The following is an 18499-nucleotide window of genomic DNA, read 5'->3' as shown; positions in this document are numbered from 1 at the left end:
AAGAAGCAGAAAGTGTGCCAAAAGAAAAAACCCTTATCAAAAGGGTTTTGACTATGAAAGAAAACTTGCCGATGTGTCTTGCCTTTCAAGGCAGACAGGGGCTTAGTTGCACTTATGCACCTCAGACTAGGACACAAGTCTCGCTTTGTAGATAAGACAAAACTATACTTTCTTATCTACCAAAAAAGCGGCAGATTTTGCCGCCCGGCGGTTTTTGCCTATCTGATTTTGCTTATTCCGTTGCATATTTTTTCAGTTTATCCCGGAGATTACGTTCACTTATTCCGATCAACTGTGCTGTCTTTCGCCTATTTCCATTCATCGCAGAGAGATTATATTGAATGACTTTCCTTTCAACCTGCTCCATTTTCTCTCCTATATAAATAGGAATCAGGGTATGATCGGAAAAAACTTGCTGCTCTTTCGTCATTTCTTCAGGGAGATCAGATACTTGAATAACAGACGAATAAGTCAAGGCGATGGCTCTTTCCATGATGTTTTGCAGTTCGCGTACATTTCCCGGATAAGAATAATCAAGCAAAACTTGTAATGCTTCTTGAGAGATACCTTCTACTGGTTTTCCCATTCGATGACTCAATTTATTGAGGAAAAACTCTACCAGCAGTGGAATATCTTCCTTTCGTTCCCTGAGTGCAGGCAGATGGATAGGAATCACATTGAGACGATAAAACAAGTCTTGGCGAAATTGTTTTTCTTGCACATCTTTTAGCAAATCACGATTTGTCGCTGCAATTAAACGAAAATCAACTGCTTTTTCTTTTGTTCCCCCAACTGGTGTTATTTTTCTCTCTTGAATGACTCGAAGTAACTTTCCTTGCAAAGTCAGTTCCATTTCCCCAATCTCATCCAAAAATACGGTTCCTTTATCTGCGACAGCAAGCAGACCTTGCTTTTTCTCAAAAGCACCAGTAAAAGATCCTTTCTCATGACCAAATAATTCAGATTCCAACAAGTTCTCTGGAATCGCAGCACAATTGATCGTTTGAAACCTTTTTTGGTTGCGTCTGCTTTGGTAATGAATGATTTTCGCAACTAATTCTTTTCCTGTTCCACTTTCACCAGTAATTAAGACATTGGAATCAACATCGCGAATTTTATCCATCATCCGAAATACTTCTTGCATTTTAGGGCTTTTCCCAATAAAACCGTGCTCATTATGTGCTTTTTCCAGAGCTTCGCTGAGCCACTGTACTTTGGAAGTTAGATGGAAATATTCTTCTGCTCGATCCAGCAGCACCATGAGTTCATCGAGATGGATCGGTTTGGTCACATAAGAGAAAGCCCCTTTATGCATCGCTTCTACAGAAGATGGAATACTGCCATACGCAGTGATCATGATGACAATAGTATTCGGGGAAATACGCTTGATAGCTTGCAAAATATCCAATCCATTATGTTGACCCATTTTTAAATCCAACAGCACAATCGATATATCCATTTTTTTAAACAAAGGCAGCGCTTGTTCAGGATCAGTAAATGTATAAACATGATACCGGTCTTCTAAGGCAAATTTTAAGGATTGGCAAATTGCTGCTTCATCATCAATAATCATGACTGGATACATGTGTAATACCATCCTTTTTAGTTGAAGTATTTGGAAAGAATAGAGAGAAGGTAGTTCCTTCATCAAGCTGGCTTTTTACTTGGATTGTTCCATTATTTTCTTTGATCAATTGATAAGAAATCGCTAACCCTAAACCGACTCCATCATTTTTCTTTGTATAAAACGGCTCAAATATTTTCTCCATATCCGCTTCTTCCATCCCACATCCATCATCTTCAATCTCAATAAGCACTCGTGAACCTTCACTCTTTGCCCGAATGATTAAATGACCTCCAGCAGACAACGCCTGTATAGCGTTGATAATCATATTGAGCAGAATTTGCTGCAATTGCTGACGATCTGCAAACACCTCACAATCCGGTGGAATCTCTGTACTCACAATCAGTTCTTTTTGTGTGTACTGTTGTTTGAGTAAGAGGAGAATACTTTCAACAAGCCCCAGAAGACGAAAGGATGTTGGTGTAGACCGGCGCGGATGCGCAAAGTTAAGTAGGTCACCAACTAAGTCATTTAAGCGGGTGATTTCAACCGTTATCTGTTCTGAAAAAAGCTGGCAAAATTCCTTGTTATCCATCTTTTTTGGTAATAGTTGAGCATATGTCAATATAGAAGTAAGTGGATTCCTGATCTCGTGCGCAATGCCGAGCACAAGTTGTCCTAAGGCTCGTAAGCGATTGCTTTCAGCCATTTGTCTTTCCAATTCTTTGCGACCAGTGATATCGGAAAAATTTAAAATGACACCAATACTTTCCCCTGCTTGATTCTTGTGGGGAAAGAGGCTGTACGAAATCATTCGTTTTTCCCCGTTCCGCCTCCACTTTACTTCTTGTTGCAAGTAGACATCTACTTGATGAAAGGTTTGCTCGATTTGTTTTGTTGGAATAAATTGGACAATCGGAGACATTTGATAGGACTGACCAATTAACGCTGTATCCATTTGCAACAATTCTTGTGCTTTTTGGTTGTACATCGCTATGTTTCCATTTTGATCCAAAGTCATAAAGCAACTATAGGCGCTATCTACTAACTGTTGTTGAAAAGATAAGTTTTCTTGTAACAAAAGCATCTTTTCCTGCAATTGTTTATTTATTTTTTCAATTTCTAATGTCCGTTTACCTACTTCACGCTTTAATTGACGATTCCACCACAATATTCCGATAAACAAACTACCAGCAATCAAAACAGCTATCTTAATCCAAAACAACCACTTTTCTAAATAAGTAGACCATGACAAAATTTCTTCCCCAAACCATTTACGTTGAATTTTATCATAAGTACCATCTTTTTTTATCGCATCGATTCCTTCATTAATTGTGGTCAAAAGCTGTTTATTTTTTGGTAAAACCACTACTCCATACGCCTCAGGATGCAAGGGTTCACCCACGATCTTGATATTGTCTTGCTTGTCCATCAATTGAGCAAAATACTGTCCTGTAATTTGATTGCCGACAAACGCGTCCACCTCTCCGGCAGATAACAATGAAATTGCTTCTTGTTGGTTATTTACTTCAACCAACTTTATACCTCGGTCTTCTTTTAATAATTCTTGGGCAATATCACCTTTTTGCACTGCGACTCGAGTATTTTTTAAATCTTGTAACGCTCGAATACGAACATTGTCTTTACGAACAAATATTGCTTGTACACTTGTAAAGTATGACTTGGAAAAATCGTAAATTTTATCCCGTGCTGCACTATATTTCATTCCTTGAATCGCATCCACTTTCCCATCATTCAATGCTTGTATCGCTTGATTCCAAGGCATAGGGACAAACTCAAACTTTATGCCGGTTTGAATCGAAATAGCATTCATCACATCCACATTAAACCCTGAGTAAACTCCTGTTTTACTCAAATATTCATAAGGTGGAAAATTACGATCACCCGCAATACGAATTGTTTTTTTGCCCTCATTATCTGCATAACTAGGAGTTGTGGATAAGATGATCAAAAACGAAAGGAACAAAAAGACAATCCGTCTGTCCATTTTACTCCGCCCCTAAAAATATCATGATATAACTTGCTATTATATAAAATTAACATAAAAAAATTGTTAGGAAAACCCAATTTTGCGGAGATGATCCCTATCAATTCAATTTTTATTTTGCGCTTATTTTCATCTTTATTTTGCGTAAAAAGAGCTATCAAACGACTGTTGATAGCTCTTTTTAATTTTATTTAATTCCAATGACTAAACTATCCCGTGCTGCTTCCACTACTTCTGTAGTGATGGTATCTAACTGGTTTATTTCAAGGATTCTTTCAATTTGGGAGAAAAGCCTCTGAATAAGTCTAAAATTTCCTCCTGTAATTCGAATAATACTTGAAATTGCTTCATAATCGGAGAAGTCTTCCATTTTAATAGAGAAACCTAATTCTTCCCACTTATACTGTAAAATGTGGTGGGTTTCATCTTTACTTAATTTATCAAATTCATGTGCGAAGCCAATTCGAGAATACAATTGAGGATATCTCGCTAAACGTTTTTCTATCCCTGGCATACCAATTAAAATCATAGCAATATCATTTCGATCGTACATATCCCTTAATTGCTCTAAGTTCTGCATTTTTAATCGGTCTATTTCATCTACTATTACTAAATCTATACCTTCTGCCCAGTCCATCGAATACTTCACTTCTTGATTCAAAAATTTAGCCTTATAGCTAGTCTTCACCACACCAAATTTACTACCTAAGAGAGTGATATCACTTGTCATCTTTGTAGCTTTGACAGCAGGAGCTGTATAGAAGAGAGTTCGACTATTTAGTATTCTGGAATCTGCATGTATTCCAATATCATCTGCTCTTTTATAAGCAATTTGTTTTTCTATATAATCCCAATTCGAATAGTATCGAGACGACAAGGTCTTACCCACACCAGGTAAACCATAACAAATACCAATGTACTTATACTTTATACAAGCATCACAAAATTCAGCAAACCGTTTATATTCTTTGGTTTCAATAAACTTTTTGGGTTTATTCATTGAAATACCTCTTCAGTTTTGACTTTTTCGGTTTACTTTTTTCTACGTTTTCCTCCCGTTCGTTTTGCTTCGTTAATACAATGCTATCAACTAGCGTTTGATTATTCGTGAGTTCCTTATTTAAGTTTTTTCTTCGCTGATTTCTTGCTGCAACGATATCCTTTAAATCAACTGTATAATCGGAGATTTCTGGAGCGATGGCGGTACATAGGTATTTATCTTGATAAAAGACACGGATTTCAGCAAGATCTCTAGGATCATATCGAATGATAACCGTTTCACCCACATACGCTGCTAAGTTGGTATCGATATATCGAAGTCCTTGAAAGTATATTCCGTCCGCATGCACCTTTCTTGCTTTGGCAACGTTCAATAATAAAAGGTCCAAATCTTCTAGACTTTCTGGCATATTTAATAAGAAACCAGACTGGCTCCAACGGTCTATAGGTGCTACTTTGGTCGTTCCATGAGAACGATGGTGATAAACGTTTATAATAAACTCATTTAGTTTATCTTCTAACTTTTGGAAGGTCAGATGGTTTCTAACAGAAGTATTTTCAATATATCCAGGTAGATCTTGCAAGAGTAGCTGATTAATAGTTAAAAAGAATCTCTCAATTTTTCCACGACCACGTGGTACACCAACGGTTGAAAAGACTAAGTTTATTTTCAAATCAACAGCTACCTGTTCTAAATGATGGGACGTAAAGTCACTGCCATGATCCGTGTAAAACTTTTCAGGTATCCCACAAATTTCCCACTCTTTTCTTCTTTTCTGCCATATCGCTTGATGTAATGCTAACGATGTCTGAATAGCAGAAGGTGCCTGAAAGCTGAGAAAATATCCTGCTACTGCACGACTATAATCATCCATAATAACAGTCAACCAAGGACGTTCTAACATGTTATTTTCATTGTATACGACGATATCTAGTAAAGTGTGATCTGCTTGCCAAATTTCATTTGGTCTACTTGCCTCCATTCGGTGAACCATATCATATGAATTCTGATACTCATTTTTCCCTTCGTGGGCCAATTTTTTTAATGCTGGAGCAATCGATTTTGCTACGGAGAAAATTTGAGAATAACTAGGTTTTTCTATTTTCTTTTCTTTGCAAGAGTGACAGATCTTTCTGTGAATAGAGGTGATAGAGACATTCTTGTTTGCTAAAATCAACCTCTCCACCTCATCGGTAACTTCTTTCCTTATTCGTACCTTACCAAGGTCAGATCGCTCTTTTCTTACAAGGCCTTTTAACCCATGGAGTGAATATTTTTGGACCCATGATTGAATGGTTCGAATTGGTATATTCTTATCTTTTGAAATTAAACGGATCGACTTCTGATCTAAAATATGAGGCTTGATTATTTCATACTTTTTCATTGCCTCTAATCTCTTTTGGTCTGAAAAAGAAGTAAGAGATGGAAATTTCTCATTCATGAATTTCGCACTTCCTTTATCTGTACGAATGTTATTTACCATTCACTTTATAACAAATGAGTTATGCAAAGTTCTCTTCTACCTGTTTGGCTAACTTATAAAAGGTTGTTTTTTTGACCTGAGCTTGTTGCATAGCTTGTGTCGCTGTTATCTCGCCTTTCTTCCATTCATCATAAGCTTCCATAAACTCATCTGTAATTTGCGCTTTGGGACGACCAAAAGTTTTTCCTTGTTTTATAGCGACATCAATTCCTTCGCGCTGTCGCTTTCGAATTCGATCCCGTTCTTCTTGTGCCATCCAAGAAAGGATTTGCAAAACAAGATCAGCGATAAAGGTTCCCATGCTGTCCTTGTATTGGGTGGTATCGAGTAGGGGCATGTCCAACACCACAATGTCAGCTTGAAGTTCTTTCGTGATTGCATTCCACTCTTGCACGATTTCTTCTTTATTCCGACCGAAACGATCGAGGGAATGAATGTATAGCACATCCCCAGGGCGAAGGATTCGTTTTAAGAGCTGGTACTGCTCCCGTTGAAAATCCTTACCACTCACTTTATCCATAAAAATATCACGTTTGTTGATTCCTTGTTCTTTCATTGCAACAATCTGCCGTTCTTCATTTTGATCTTTGCTGCTCACTCGTATGTATCCATAATGCCGATTCTCCATTTGAGGGGTGACCTCTCTTTCCATCTGCTTTTCTTCCAAATATACCCTTGTTCGTTCGTAAATGTATATAGAAAACAGTGGACGTTCGTAATGGGTTTTTTGGTGTTTTACGAACTTTTGATTTCATAGATTTAAGAAATTTGCCAACCGTTCGTAAAAGTGCACTTTTACGAACGATTAAAAAAGCGGTAGTATCTGCTATAATTTAAGGTACTAGAGTGTCACCACAATCTTTCTCTCCATTCAGGGGCCATCATGACTACTTATCTTCCTGCTGACCCTCAGATCGATCAACTTAAGCCCGCAAAAGAGCACCGTTCCATCTGTAGGATTTTTGGCGATCTTGGTAAACAACTGCGTCCTGGAACTGGGTTTTTCATTGCACCCAATATCGTCCTTACCTCAGCCCATGTTGGGGTAAGGCACCGATTCGCACATTGAGGGGCCACTCTGGAAATTACTTACATAATTATAAAGTGGCTGTTGTTTTTACTTTGCTAAATAACGATAAACAGTGGTACGGGAGATCTCCATCATTTCAGCAATATCTTTAATCGGGTTTTTATTTGCTGCTAGTGTTTTGATCATCTCCCCCTCTTTTTTTCCTAATTTTTCAGGTCTGCCACCTAACCGTCCTCTCGCACGAGCTGCAGCTCGTCCCGCTTCTGTTCTCTCTCGAATCAGGTTTCGTTCAAACTCGGCAAAGAATGCAAATAGATGAAACATCAATTATCCTGTAGAATTCGAGCGATCCATCGTAATATTTTCCTGAAGACTGTGAAAGCTCACTCCGCGATTATTCAAATCATTTACAACCTGAATTAAATGATGCATGGTAGGGATACCGGGGAGATACGTGTAAAAATAGGACATAAGCTAGGAATATTTACCAACGAACGCAAAAAGCCCAACAACCGTTGGGCTAATGTATTAACATGTGAAATCCAGTACACCTTCAAAAGGTTGTGGAGACTGCCCCAAATCAATAATGTAATCTCCAAAACGTTTAATATGACTAGTCAAGTAAGGACTTATGAATTGAACATCTTCCGAATCAAACACATAACCTTCTTTTTTTAATTCTCTCAGAATAGCTGTCATATCCACAACGTTTTGAAAAATCACAGCATTGCTGACAAGTTCATTATACTTGATGACTTTTTCTTGCTGCTCTGGATCGTTATCTAAAATAACTCCATCGCCTCCAAAACATAGCCACCCAGAAAAACCATGAAATGCTTCCACTTTATTGGTTTCACTTGTAATTTGTTGTCTTAGCTCAATATCCGTAATATATCGAAGTAAAAAGAGGGTACAAATCGCTTTCCCAAGTTCTCTGGAAGCTTGATATAATTTGTTTTTCTTACTCTCATTCCCTAATTTTCTTAAAATCATCGAAGAGGATATCTTCCCATGTTTAATAGATAGAACCACTTGCATGAGATCTGCCCAATGCGTTTCAATCAGATCCCAATCGATCGTCCCTTTAAATAAGGAATCAATATGTTTATAAGTAGTTTCGGCTGTAGGACGAAAAAAACTTCGATCCTTCACATTTCGAATTCTGGGCATGAGTTTAATGCCTAACAGATGAGCTAGAGCAAACACAGGATAGGATTGCCCTCGTGTATCTGTATGAACAGTATCTGGTTGGATATCCGATTTATTTTGAAGAAGCCCCTCAATAATGTATACCGCTTCCCAAACCCCACAAGGAATAAAGTGACTAAAAAGGGCAATATAACATACCCCTATCCGTTTGTTATTGTAATAATGGATATGATTTCCAATAAAAATGCCCCGAAGTACGAATATTCCATGTTGACATAGATATATTATTAATAGTAATATCATTACTATGAAAAACACAATTAAAAAGTCGCCCATTGCATTAGCTATACTTTGTCTTCTGATCGAAGAACCTATGCATCCTTATCGTATGCAGCAGCTTATTAAAGAGAGGGGAAAAGAAGAAGTTATTAATGTCCGTCACCGGACAAGTATCTATCAAACGATCGATCGTTTGTATCGAGACGGAGCTATCACCGTCCAAGGCAAGAAATCTAATGAAGGAAAACCAGATCTGATCGTTTATGAAGTCACAGAGGAAGGTCGAAAAGCTGCGTACACATGGACACGAGAAATGCTTTCTGTACCAAAAAAGGAGTTTTTAGAATTTCCTGCTGCTATTTCGTTTCTCATGCTTTTAAAACCTAAAGAAGTATTGGAGGATTTAAAAAAAAGAGCAAGCGCTTTGGAGGATATGTTAAACCAAATTGATATGCAGTTACAAATGGTAAGAAATGAAATTCCTCGCTTATTTTTACTTGAGACTGAATTCCAACGGACTTTAGTAGTAGCTGAATTAGAGTGGGTTCGATCCATTGTTGATGAGATACAAACGAAAAAAATTTACTGGGACAAAGATTGGTTAAGAGAGATAGAGCAGAATATGTAGCTTCAGAAAAAGAAAAAACAACCACTTAGTATTTCATAGAAAGTGTGTTTGTTTATGAGTTAGTTGCTTAAAATCAATTTGTGGCACCGTGAGCAAAAGATTCGATGGTAATCTGGATATGGACAGGTTTTACTAGGATAGACAATCATAGAGGAGTACTCAAGATGAAAAGTAAACAAAGCAATGTAAAAGTGGTAGTAGCAGGTCTATTACTCGCTATTTTGATGGCATCGATGGACAATACGATTGTCGCTACTGCTATGGGAACAATTGTCGGTGAGCTCGGCGGATTGGATCAGTTTGTATGGGTTACATCTGCTTATATGGTAGCAGAGATGGCAGGGATGCCGATTTTCGGTAAATTATCGGATATGTTTGGGCGGAAAATGTTTTTTGTGTTTGGATTAATCGTCTTTTTGATAGGTTCTATTTTGTGTGGAACTGCGGGGAGCATTACACAACTTAGCATCTATCGAGCGATTCAAGGAATCGGTGGTGGTGCTCTGATCCCTATTGCGTTTACCATTATGTTTGATACGGTTCCTGTTGAGCAACGTGGTAAGTTGGGAGGATTATTCGGGGCTGTGTTCGGTTTATCCAGTATTTTTGGTCCGTTATTGGGTGCATATATTACGGACAATATTAGTTGGCATTGGGTATTTTATGTAAATATTCCTCTAGGTCTTTTGGCATTGGCATTCATTGCATTTTTCTATAAAGAGTCGCCTGTTCACTCCAAACAAAAAATTGACTGGTGGGGTGCGATTACTCTAGTTGGAGCAGTTGTTAGTTTAATGTTTGCGTTAGAACTAGGTGGTAATAAATATGATTGGGATTCTGGTTTTATTTTAGGTTTGTTTGCAGTCTTTGCCTTATTTTTCTGTGCATTTCTTTTTACAAAAAGAAAAGTGGCAGAACCGATTATCTCCTTTCCGATGTTCAAAGTTCGTTTGTTTACAACTAGCAATCTTTTAGGGTTGTTTAGTGGTACCGCATTTGTTACTGCTTCTGTCTATATTCCGATTTATATCCAAGGAGTACTTGGAGGAACAGCGACAAATTCTGGTCTTGTTTTACTTCCGATGATGCTAGGTTCTGTTGTCTCGGCTACACTCGGTGGATTTCTAATGAATAAATGGAGTTACCGGACTATTATGATTGTTGTAGTTTTGATGTTAGCAACAGGTATGTTCTTATTAACAACGTTAACACCGGATTCTGGCCGTTTCATGGTTACTATCTATATGATTCTCACTGGACTAGGTATTGGAGCGACTTTTTCTGTCCTTAGCAACGCAGCGATTCACCATTTTGGACCAGCACAGCGGGGATCGGTCAACTCTACTGTTTCTTTTGTTCGATCACTTGGCATGACGCTTGGAATTACTGTTTTTGGGATTATACAACGAAATGATTTTTCTACCAGACTGAAAGATATGTTGGTGGGTATGGGACAAGAGAAGATGTTCAACAATCAAGCATTTAAAGACCCGCGTTTTCTGCTTTCGCCAGAAGCTCGTGCTCATATTCCAGCACCAGTTTTAGAGAAGATTACGTCAGCCCTTTCTTCTTCCATTACTCAAACGTTTATATGGGCACTTATTCCAGTTGCTCTTGCATTTATTGCAGCGATAATGATGAGTAAAGAACGCTTGAATTCATCTGTGGAACATCAACAGGCTATGAATGATTAAGTAGGCTATATTGAATAGAGGTAAGTTATGTGATTTCAAAGAATTTAGTATGGTTATGAAATAGAAAATTATCTATAATGATAGGGAAAACTAATTAATTATAAAATAAAATTATGGTAATTATGAGTTGTTTTATTATGCGATTGTTTCAGATAAAGGGGAATGATTGAAATATATTATTCTCCATATATAAACCTTTAACTAAATATTTCAAGTAGAAAGGTAGATCCATAATATGAATAAACCAATAAGCTCAGTTCAGTATGATGAGAAAGTTCCAGTTCTTATAGTTGGAGGAAGTTTGGTAGGTCTGTCTCTCTCCCTTCTACTTGCTAAGCAAGGGGTTACTTCTATGGTAGTAGAGCGTCATCCAAATACGGCTATCCATCCACGTGTAGCAGGTTTGACCGCTCGAACATTGGAGATCTTTCGTTCATTGGGAATTGAAGATGATATACGAAACGTAGAACCACCATTCTCGAAAGATAGCAAGGTTTTTCAAGCGGAGAGCCTTGTGGGACAAGTGTCTAATGAAACGATTGAAGAAATGAGTGCTTTCTTTACAGATGATAGTCCTGCACAAGGTAGCTGCATAGCACAAGATATACTAGAACCCATCCTTCGAAAACATGCGGAGCAAAATGGAGTTGATCTTAGATACCATACAGAGATGATCTCATTTGAGCAAGATCAAGATGGGGTTTCCGCTATTATTCGCAATCGAGCAGATAATACTACTCGACAAATCCGAACTGACTTCCTGATAGCTGCTGATGGTGGGAAGAGTGGTACTAGGAAACAGCTTGGTATAGACCAGCATGGAGCGGGGACGATCATGCATAATATGAGCATGGTTTTCGAAGCAGATATCGCAGAGTTATTTGCAAAACGGGATGCTGTCATGGGCTTTGTTCGAAATGAAACCGTAATGGGAGCTTTTGTACCATATCCTGGTACTTCTGTACGTCCTGATCTCTATCGTCTAGATATTTGGTATGATCCAACAAAAGAATCCATTGAGGACTATCCAGAATCACGGTGTATTCCACTTATACGTGCAGCTATTGGAATACCTGATATCCCAGTGAAGTTAAAGACAGTACTTTCATGGGAAATGGCTGCTCGTGTGTCTGATCGCTTGGAGCAAGGGCGCGTATTTCTTGTTGGTGATGCTGCTCGTGTACAACCTCCAGCAGGTGCTCTAGGTGGGAATACAGGAATAGCAGAAGCACAAAATCTAGCTTGGAAATTGGTTGCGGTTCTTCATGGTCATGCAGATCATGATTTACTTCGCACTTATGAAGTGGAACGCTTACCGATTGCTGATCTGACTGTCGAACAAGCTACCGTTTTATCTCAACAGCGAGCTACAGAAGAGATTGATCAGATCACAGTTAATACACTGATGGTCAATATGGGTTATCGTTATGTAAAAGGTGCATTGGTGCCAGAAGAAAAGCAAGACATCACACTCATAAAACTTCCTAGTCAATGGAAAGGGCAACCTGGAACTCGTGCTCCCCATGTTGTTTTAGAGAAAAATGGAAAACAAATTTCTATTCTCGACTTATTTGGTACACAGTTTGTGTTGATGGTTGGAGTAGATGGGACAGATTGGATTCAAGCAGCAAATGAAGTGGCAAAAAAATGGAGTTTCCCATTATCCATTCATCAAATCGGGGCAGATTCTACTGATTGGAATGGACAGTTCTCTGATTCCTATGGAATAAACACTACCGGGGCTGTTTTAGTAAGGCCTGATGGAATCATAGGTTGGAGAAGTTCAGATACGGTGAATGATCCAAAACTGTCTCTAGAAAAAGCTCTTTCTGTTATTTTATTCAGATAGACATTTAAATTATATTAGGGTCATCGTACTGCAGCGACCCTTCTAGGGGTAAGGAACCGATTCAAGGATTGAGGGGCCACTCTGGGAATTAATTACAAATTAAGTTAATGTTCAGTAAAAAAGATGGGGTTATTTAACTGGTCATTGAAAACCGATTTCCTCCTATAGAAAGTGTTTTCCATGCTTTCATGGAATTGGTGAAGACGACATTTAAAGAAGGTACAACACAGGATTTACTAGATCATTTTTTATAAGGGGTACCTGGGAGATACGTGTAAAAATAGGACATAACCCAGGAATATTTACCAATGAACATAGAAAACTCAACAAACGTTGGGCTAATGTATTAACCTGTGAAATCCAGTGCACCTTCAAAAGATTTTGGAGACTCCCTCAAATCAATGATGTAATCTCCAAAATGTTTAATATGACTGGTCAAGTAAGGACTTATGAATTGAACATCTTCCGAATTAAACAAATAACATTCTCTTTTCAAAGTAGGTCGAGTCTCTGGTCAGAATGACCAGAGACTCGAGTTCTTCTAGAAGTCCATTAATGCTAAGTGGACTCAAGAATAAAGGGCTTTCCTCAAACTAGAAGTTAGCCTCCGAATATGAGCGTTGATGCTGTTTAGTGTCGGAGTAAGCGTGTTAAAGGTCCTACCAGATTCCAGCTGCCGAAGGAGGTTTTCCATCTTCCCTCTTGCTTCACGGATCTCAATGGAAACGTCCAACCATGGAAAACAGTAGATAAGTAGCTCTACTGCTTCCGTATCAGCTTCCAGAGATTCGGCGTTAGCAATTGCTTCTCTGACCCTCTTGATGGATTCTTCTCGCAACTTTACATTGGTTCCATGAACTCGCAAGGTCTCGATTCGGGTAAGGAGCTGCTTGAGCTGCTTTTTTTTCTGTTCCTCTGAGGAAGTAGTCGCCTGTTCAAGGATTTCCTTCAGTTGCTGAATCTGTTCTTCTGATGGCTTATAACCACCAGATTTCATAGCGCCAATTACCTGGTTGAGTGCTGCGTCCATATCCACGCTATTCAAGGCAACCTCCTGCTCAAAAGAAACGATTAATCTTATTCTACTAGGGCTAGAACCAGCAACTGAACGACTAAGTGCAATTTGACCAAAAAATGGAAAAATGCAGTTCTTTTCTGTGGTTACAAAAGAAAAACAGTGTATTTCCAAGTACAAAAGGGCTCCTTATATATTCTCAATATTATGATTATTATATTGATATTAATCTAAAAATAGATTCTAAGTATTAACTACATGCAAATCAGAAAATAAAAATGGCCTCGTGTGAGAAGGGGGATCTAAAGGATTCCTTCTCACACGAGTTACTGCCACGCCTGCACTTTCAGCCCAGCTGCTTCAGGATGAATCGTGCATTGTGCACATTGATCTCCAGAAACTCAGCATTGTACTTAAGACTGAAGAAGTGTGAGGAGAACTGCTCAACCGCAGCTCCCATCTTCTTCCCCATGAAACGCTTGGGGTCAATCCACCACTTGCGGAATCCGTCTTCCACGTACTCCAGTACAGTGGCGAGCTGCTTCATCGGCACGACCACTTCGAGCTTGGCCGAATCCTGCAGGAGGTTCTGGATTTCCCTGAAGTACTTCTCGATCTTTTCGAGGGTATTCCACGGGTCTTCGCTCAACTCAGGCCGACCACGGAACTCGGTGATTTGCTCCGAGAGCTGCTCAAGCCAACTCTGGAATTCAGGGGACTGCCCGATGGTCAGTCGGACAACGTTCTTGCGTCGCCCCCAAAAGTTACGGACCTCAGTCCGCTCCTGCTGCTCGATCACGAAGGACTTGATCATCATTCACCTCAGCGTAAGACGTGACAGTTTCAGTGTTACTCATAGTTTACTATATTTTATTTTTGTTAGTTACAATTTATATAAAAAATACAAACAACAGTTATCAATTATAGCCCAAAAGTGACACAGAAGAAGTCTTCTGCGTCACTTTATAGTTATAATCAGAGAAAAAGATCTGAAATAGAGGGGGCTAAGGATGAAAAAAAGTGATATAGAACTCGATGGGTTTGAAATCTATCTTCGTGAAAAAGGAAATCGAGAGAAAACAATCGAGGATTATGTAAGGCATGTAAACAATTTTCAAAAGTGGATACGATCAGAAGGAAGTAGTCTGGAACACGTTACTCGTTATGACATTCAACAATATATCAACATTTACAAAACAAGGGCAATAAAGCAGCCACTCTGAATCCAAAATATAGTGCTATGGTAGCCTATGCCCGATACATGGGTAAACCTTATCTCATTGAAAATATCCAGCGTCCAGAAATTCGCCATACGAGGCATATATCTCCCAAATCATTACCTCGAAGTGACCGTAACCGTCTCTTTCGTGAATTAGAGCGATACGGTAGCGTGATTGTTCGTGATGGAAAAGGTGGAATTGCCCGTACTGTTCCACTGCCTTCTGAAGCACGACATCATCTCCGTCGTTATTTGGAAAGTCGCAAAGATGATAATCCGGCACTCCTTCTCTCCAATTACAAGAATCGTATATCGATACGGTCTACTCAACGAATTTTTGAGAAGTTGGGCCTTCATGCTCATATGTTACGCCATACTTACGGAAGGGAACTCGTTTCCTCTGGAGTAGATATTGCTACCGTTGCAGAGTTAATGGGACATAGTGATGTGAACGTCACACGGAGATATGCAGCTCCATCGATGAAAGACCTGGAGCAAACAGTAGAAAAAGTATTTGGTTAAAAAACCCCAAAAATGATCGGTTATTACTTGATGAAAAGGATGAAAGTGATAGATGGCATCTATTGAGAGAACAGCCTATCCGAGACTGAAGAAAAAATTCACCAATGACGAGCTTCGTCGCATATACACACCTACCACCAAAGAATTAAGTTTTGTTTATGCTCAATCCCGCGGTTCCATTAACGTAATAAATTTGACTCTTCTGTTAAAAGTTTTTCAGCGATTGGGATACTTTCCAAAACTAGAAGATATCCCTGAATCTCTGGTTTCCTATATTCGAGATTGCTTACATATAAAGAAAGATACCATTCCTCGATATGATCACAAACGTACGCTATATCGTCATCACCAAGCCATTCGAGAATTTTTAAAGGTTTCTCCCTATAGCGAAACCAACCGCAAACAAATCATGAAAATCATATATAATATCTCCATCGTAAAAGATAATCCAGCAGACATCATCAATGCTACCATCGATGAGATGATTCATTCTCGTATGGAGTTACCTGCATTTAGTACCCTGGATCGGTTAACAAAAAGAGTCAGGATGGTAGTGAATCGAAGTTATTTTCAACAAATATTAGATCGGTTATCAGACATAGAGCAAGAAAAATTTGATCAGATCCTTTTCAAAAACGAAAACAGCGATTTCAGCGACTTCAATCGATTCAAGAAGCTTCCGAAAAACCCAACCCTAGGGAATTTAAAGGATTTAATCGATCACCTGATTTGGTTACAGTCTTTTGGTGATATGAAAGCCTATGTACAAGACGTTCCCATTGCAAAAATCAAGCATTTTGCAGCTGAAGCGAAGTCGTTAAAAGCGAAGGAGCTTCGAGATTATACCAAGCCGAAAAAAATTACGCTTGAACTCTAGGCTTTAGAGATCAAATGTTTATTGTTGAAAGTTTTATTTTATACGGAGGGAGGAGATAACATCATTCCACGTGCGTTTGCTTTTTGGGTCGCTAGTGTAAATGGAAAAGTGCCATTTAGTAAGGTCACCGTATCCACCGGGTCCCATAGTAAATTTTTCCCCCTTGTAGTTTGTATGTTCATATACTATGACTCCATCTCCAGAAGACACTTTTGCTGACGATGCACGATCATTCCAACCGTCATTAACTAGTGATTTGTCGTTCGAACAGAATTTTTTGGAACGACCTTTAAAATGAACGTGTTCATATAAGGTGATACAAGAATGTTTCTTCTATTTTTGATGAGGTGCTGCTAACGCGGTAGCAGGTATGACTAATGTACAAGCGAGGGCTAAAGAAGACAAAACAGAAAGAGTCTTTTTCATTGGAACAACTCCAGTCTCAATATTTTCACATTCAAATAACTATGTTTTCTTAATTATGAATAAATAATATCAAAGATCAACACATATTTTTCCTTATAAATTGTATTTTCAGTGACTCTCTTGGTACAGCTTTATTTGGTTATCAGAAGCGAAAGAACGGAAAACCAGATCTCCGTTCCTTCGCTGGTTCTACTCCCTTTATCACGTAACACGCAAAATAAAGATAGAATGCGTGCAGAATAAATATGAAACTTACAATGATCCCCCATCAAATGAAAATTATTTATTTTCCAATAAGAAAGGACCACTTAAAAATATAAAATTATTTATGATAAGATAGACTTAGAAGGAGTGATACGATGAGTCTACATATTGGTTACCAATTAAAACAACAGCAGCAAACCAAACTGGCTATTACTCCTGAAATGTATCAGGCAATAAAAATTTTACAGTTATCGACCGAAGAACTAGCTGATTACATCCAAGAACAAGTAATGGAAAACCCAATATTAGAGACAGAGGAAACGAATCCTATTAAAATTGATAAAATAGAAGCTTGGCTAAAGCACATAACTAGTGGAAATCGAAGAAAAGCTGAAATTCTTCATCATGATCATGCAGACCCGACATGGGAAAATTCAGCATACCAGCAAAAAAGCTTATCGGAACACTTAGAAGAACAGCTGATGTTTCATACCTTAAGTGAATGGGAGAAAGAAATTTGTCTATCTCTCATCGGTAGTTTGAATGATCAGGGGTATTTAGATTTAGACATCCCCTTTTTTTGTAAGCGATTTCAGATAAATGCACAATTGCTGGAAAATTGCCTCTTCCTTATTCAATCTCTAGACCCTATTGGTGTTGGTTCACGAACGTTAGCTGAATATTTAGAAATCCAGCTACGCAACCAAAAACCTTGCAATCTACTAGCTGTCGAGATTGTAAAACACTTTTTACCAGAAGTAGCAGATGGGAAATGGAAAAAAATCGCTTCCCTGCTAAAAGTAGATTTGCTGGAAGTTCAGCGTGCAGTTGATCGCATCAAACAATGCAATCCGCGGCCAAATACTTTTTATCAGACGACTCCTACTCCTTATATTTATCCTGATGTAATCATCCAATCTGTTGACAATACTTTTCAAATCCAAATAAATAGTGCAGCAGCTCCAAAAATTCAGCTCAACAAGGCTTACCTCGGATGGATAAAACATCCTCCTGCTGATCCAGCAGTAAATCAATATCTGAAAAATCACTATCATTCCGCTTTATGGTTGATAAAAGGGATTGAACAAAGGGAACAAACTATCTATCGGATAACCGAAGCCATCCTTTTGAGGCAAAAGGATTTTTTTCAATATGGTATTTCTTATTTGAAACCGCTCACTCTAAAGCAAATAAGCGCAGACATCAATCTGCATGAGTCGACTGTTAGTCGAGCGACACAAAACAAGTATATCCAAACTCCACATGGCCTGTATTCCTTTCGTTTCTTTTTTCCGTCAGGTTTAGATGAAGAATTAGCTTCTCATACCGTAAAAAATAAATTGCAACAATTAATCGAACAAGAGGAAAAGACATCGCCATTATCCGATCAGAAACTAGCCGATCTTCTAAAAGAAGAAGGAATTCCCATTTCTCGTCGAACAGTCACAAAGTATCGAAAAAAAATGGGGATTGCTTCCTCAGCATCCCGTAAACGTTATGCAGTGTCTAACTAGTCTTGTTCAAAAAAAGCGACCCATTTTTGGAGTCGCAT

16 protein-coding genes and 2 pseudogenes are annotated in these 18499 nt (G+C 38.6%); 8 read left to right on the top strand and 10 right to left on the bottom strand.

Annotated features, from left to right (window positions below; genetic code table 11):
- Positions 1–232 precede the first annotated feature (232 nt).
- The 5 genes from MK805_RS07915 to MK805_RS07895 all read right to left on the bottom strand — a co-directional run bounded on the left by MK805_RS07915 (position 233) and on the right by MK805_RS07895 (position 6683).
- Positions 233–1585, bottom strand: coding sequence for a sigma-54-dependent transcriptional regulator (locus MK805_RS07915; RefSeq protein ID WP_240875040.1), 1353 nt, complete (start codon positions 1583–1585; stop codon positions 233–235).
- Positions 1563–3572 carry a transporter substrate-binding domain-containing protein gene (locus MK805_RS07910; RefSeq protein WP_240875039.1) on the bottom strand — a complete coding sequence of 670 codons (2010 nt, stop codon included), beginning with the start codon at positions 3570–3572 and terminating at the stop codon, positions 1563–1565. Before MK805_RS07910 ends, MK805_RS07915 begins: the two co-directional genes overlap by 23 nt.
- Positions 3573–3759: 187 nt before the next feature.
- On the bottom strand, positions 3760–4572 hold the full coding sequence (locus MK805_RS07905) for an AAA family ATPase (RefSeq protein WP_240875038.1): 813 nt from the start codon (positions 4570–4572) through the stop codon (positions 3760–3762).
- Complete coding sequence (locus MK805_RS07900; protein WP_240875165.1) at positions 4565–6013, bottom strand: Mu transposase C-terminal domain-containing protein; 1449 nt, start codon at positions 6011–6013, stop codon at positions 4565–4567. Before MK805_RS07900 ends, MK805_RS07905 begins: the two co-directional genes overlap by 8 nt.
- Positions 6014–6074: 61 nt before the next feature.
- Positions 6075–6683 carry a recombinase family protein gene (locus MK805_RS07895; RefSeq protein WP_240875164.1) on the bottom strand — a complete coding sequence of 203 codons (609 nt, stop codon included), beginning with the start codon at positions 6681–6683 and terminating at the stop codon, positions 6075–6077.
- Between the two features lie 255 nt (positions 6684–6938).
- Here MK805_RS07895 and MK805_RS07890 point away from each other — a divergent pair, with 255 nt between their 5' ends.
- Positions 6939–7124 (top strand): hypothetical protein, encoded by a 186-nt coding sequence (locus MK805_RS07890; protein WP_240875037.1) that lies wholly within the window; start codon positions 6939–6941, stop codon positions 7122–7124.
- 48 nt (positions 7125–7172) lie between these two features.
- Here the strand turns inward: MK805_RS07890 and MK805_RS07885 are convergent.
- Both MK805_RS07885 and MK805_RS07880 read right to left on the bottom strand, forming a co-directional pair.
- Positions 7173–7517, bottom strand: a pseudogene (locus tag MK805_RS07885) (recombinase family protein); the annotation flags it as partial.
- Positions 7518–7613: 96 nt separating this feature from the next.
- A pseudogene (locus MK805_RS07880) lies at positions 7614–8426 on the bottom strand (transposase); the annotation flags it as partial.
- 115 nt (positions 8427–8541) lie between these two features.
- Here MK805_RS07880 and MK805_RS07875 point away from each other — a divergent pair.
- The 3 genes from MK805_RS07875 to MK805_RS07865 all read left to right on the top strand — a co-directional run bounded on the left by MK805_RS07875 (position 8542) and on the right by MK805_RS07865 (position 12684).
- Positions 8542–9141, top strand: a complete 600-nt coding sequence (locus tag MK805_RS07875) for a PadR family transcriptional regulator (RefSeq protein ID WP_240875036.1) — start codon at positions 8542–8544, stop codon at positions 9139–9141.
- Positions 9142–9305: 164 nt separating this feature from the next.
- On the top strand, positions 9306–10835 hold the full coding sequence (locus tag MK805_RS07870) for an MDR family MFS transporter (RefSeq protein ID WP_240875035.1): 1530 nt from the start codon (positions 9306–9308) through the stop codon (positions 10833–10835).
- 235 nt (positions 10836–11070) lie between these two features.
- Positions 11071–12684, top strand: coding sequence for an FAD-dependent monooxygenase (locus tag MK805_RS07865; protein ID WP_240875034.1), 1614 nt, complete (start codon positions 11071–11073; stop codon positions 12682–12684).
- 568 nt (positions 12685–13252) lie between these two features.
- Here the strand turns inward: MK805_RS07865 and MK805_RS07860 are convergent.
- Together MK805_RS07860 and MK805_RS07855 are read right to left on the bottom strand one after the other, a co-directional pair.
- On the bottom strand, positions 13253–13729 hold the full coding sequence (locus MK805_RS07860; RefSeq protein WP_240875033.1) for a hypothetical protein: 477 nt from the start codon (positions 13727–13729) through the stop codon (positions 13253–13255).
- A 316-nt stretch (positions 13730–14045) separates the two neighbouring features.
- A complete protein-coding gene (locus MK805_RS07855; protein WP_240875032.1) occupies positions 14046–14516 on the bottom strand; it encodes a hypothetical protein in 471 nt (156 codons plus the stop codon).
- 193 nt (positions 14517–14709) lie between these two features.
- Here MK805_RS07855 and MK805_RS07850 point away from each other — a divergent pair, with 193 nt between their 5' ends.
- The 3 genes from MK805_RS07850 to MK805_RS07840 are packed head-to-tail and all read left to right on the top strand — an operon-like array spanning position 14710 to position 16317.
- Positions 14710–14922 carry a site-specific integrase gene (locus MK805_RS07850; protein WP_240875031.1) on the top strand — a complete coding sequence of 71 codons (213 nt, stop codon included), beginning with the start codon at positions 14710–14712 and terminating at the stop codon, positions 14920–14922.
- A 38-nt stretch (positions 14923–14960) separates the two neighbouring features.
- Complete coding sequence (locus MK805_RS07845) at positions 14961–15440, top strand: tyrosine-type recombinase/integrase (protein WP_240875030.1); 480 nt, start codon at positions 14961–14963, stop codon at positions 15438–15440.
- Between the two features lie 52 nt (positions 15441–15492).
- The gene (locus MK805_RS07840) at positions 15493–16317 is read left to right on the top strand and encodes a DUF4158 domain-containing protein (protein ID WP_240875029.1); all 825 of its coding nucleotides are present in this window, start codon (positions 15493–15495) and stop codon (positions 16315–16317) included.
- Between the two features lie 33 nt (positions 16318–16350).
- On the opposite strand, the gene MK805_RS18135 is transcribed toward MK805_RS07840, so the two are convergent.
- Positions 16351–16635: a beta/gamma crystallin-related protein gene (locus MK805_RS18135; RefSeq protein ID WP_420833062.1), complete on the bottom strand. Its 285-nt coding sequence runs from the start codon at positions 16633–16635 to the stop codon at positions 16351–16353.
- Between the two features lie 467 nt (positions 16636–17102).
- Here MK805_RS18135 and rpoN point away from each other — a divergent pair, with 467 nt between their 5' ends.
- Positions 17103–18461, top strand: a complete 1359-nt coding sequence (gene rpoN, locus MK805_RS07830; RefSeq protein WP_240875027.1) for an RNA polymerase factor sigma-54 — start codon at positions 17103–17105, stop codon at positions 18459–18461.
- The last annotated feature ends 38 nt before the right edge of the window (positions 18462–18499 follow it).

The organism is Shimazuella soli, from assembly GCF_022511585.1.
Lineage (GTDB): Bacteria > Bacillota > Bacilli > Thermoactinomycetales > Thermoactinomycetaceae > Shimazuella > Shimazuella soli.
The sequence above is the reverse complement of the archived record's forward strand: the minus strand, read 5'-3'. Positions and strand labels throughout refer to the sequence as shown.

Excerpts from the sequence above, each read along its gene's own strand:
- MK805_RS07915 (WP_240875040.1), bottom strand. The coding sequence starts at position 1,585 with ATGTATCCAGTCATGATTATTGATGATGAAGCAGCAATTTGCCAATCC.
- MK805_RS07910 (WP_240875039.1), bottom strand. The coding sequence starts at position 3,572 with ATGGACAGACGGATTGTCTTTTTGTTCCTTTCGTTTTTGATCATCTTA.
- MK805_RS07905 (WP_240875038.1), bottom strand. The coding sequence starts at position 4,572 with ATGAATAAACCCAAAAAGTTTATTGAAACCAAAGAATATAAACGGTTT.
- MK805_RS07900 (WP_240875165.1), bottom strand. The coding sequence starts at position 6,013 with ATGAATGAGAAATTTCCATCTCTTACTTCTTTTTCAGACCAAAAGAGA.
- MK805_RS07895 (WP_240875164.1), bottom strand. The coding sequence starts at position 6,683 with ATGGAGAATCGGCATTATGGATACATACGAGTGAGCAGCAAAGATCAA.
- MK805_RS07890 (WP_240875037.1), top strand. The coding sequence starts at position 6,939 with ATGACTACTTATCTTCCTGCTGACCCTCAGATCGATCAACTTAAGCCC.
- MK805_RS07875 (WP_240875036.1), top strand. The coding sequence starts at position 8,542 with ATGAAAAACACAATTAAAAAGTCGCCCATTGCATTAGCTATACTTTGT.
- MK805_RS07870 (WP_240875035.1), top strand. The coding sequence starts at position 9,306 with ATGAAAAGTAAACAAAGCAATGTAAAAGTGGTAGTAGCAGGTCTATTA.
- MK805_RS07865 (WP_240875034.1), top strand. The coding sequence starts at position 11,071 with ATGAATAAACCAATAAGCTCAGTTCAGTATGATGAGAAAGTTCCAGTT.
- MK805_RS07855 (WP_240875032.1), bottom strand. The coding sequence starts at position 14,516 with ATGATGATCAAGTCCTTCGTGATCGAGCAGCAGGAGCGGACTGAGGTC.
- MK805_RS07850 (WP_240875031.1), top strand. The coding sequence starts at position 14,710 with ATGAAAAAAAGTGATATAGAACTCGATGGGTTTGAAATCTATCTTCGT.
- MK805_RS07845 (WP_240875030.1), top strand. The coding sequence starts at position 14,961 with ATGGGTAAACCTTATCTCATTGAAAATATCCAGCGTCCAGAAATTCGC.
- MK805_RS07840 (WP_240875029.1), top strand. The coding sequence starts at position 15,493 with ATGGCATCTATTGAGAGAACAGCCTATCCGAGACTGAAGAAAAAATTC.
- rpoN (WP_240875027.1), top strand. The coding sequence starts at position 17,103 with ATGAGTCTACATATTGGTTACCAATTAAAACAACAGCAGCAAACCAAA.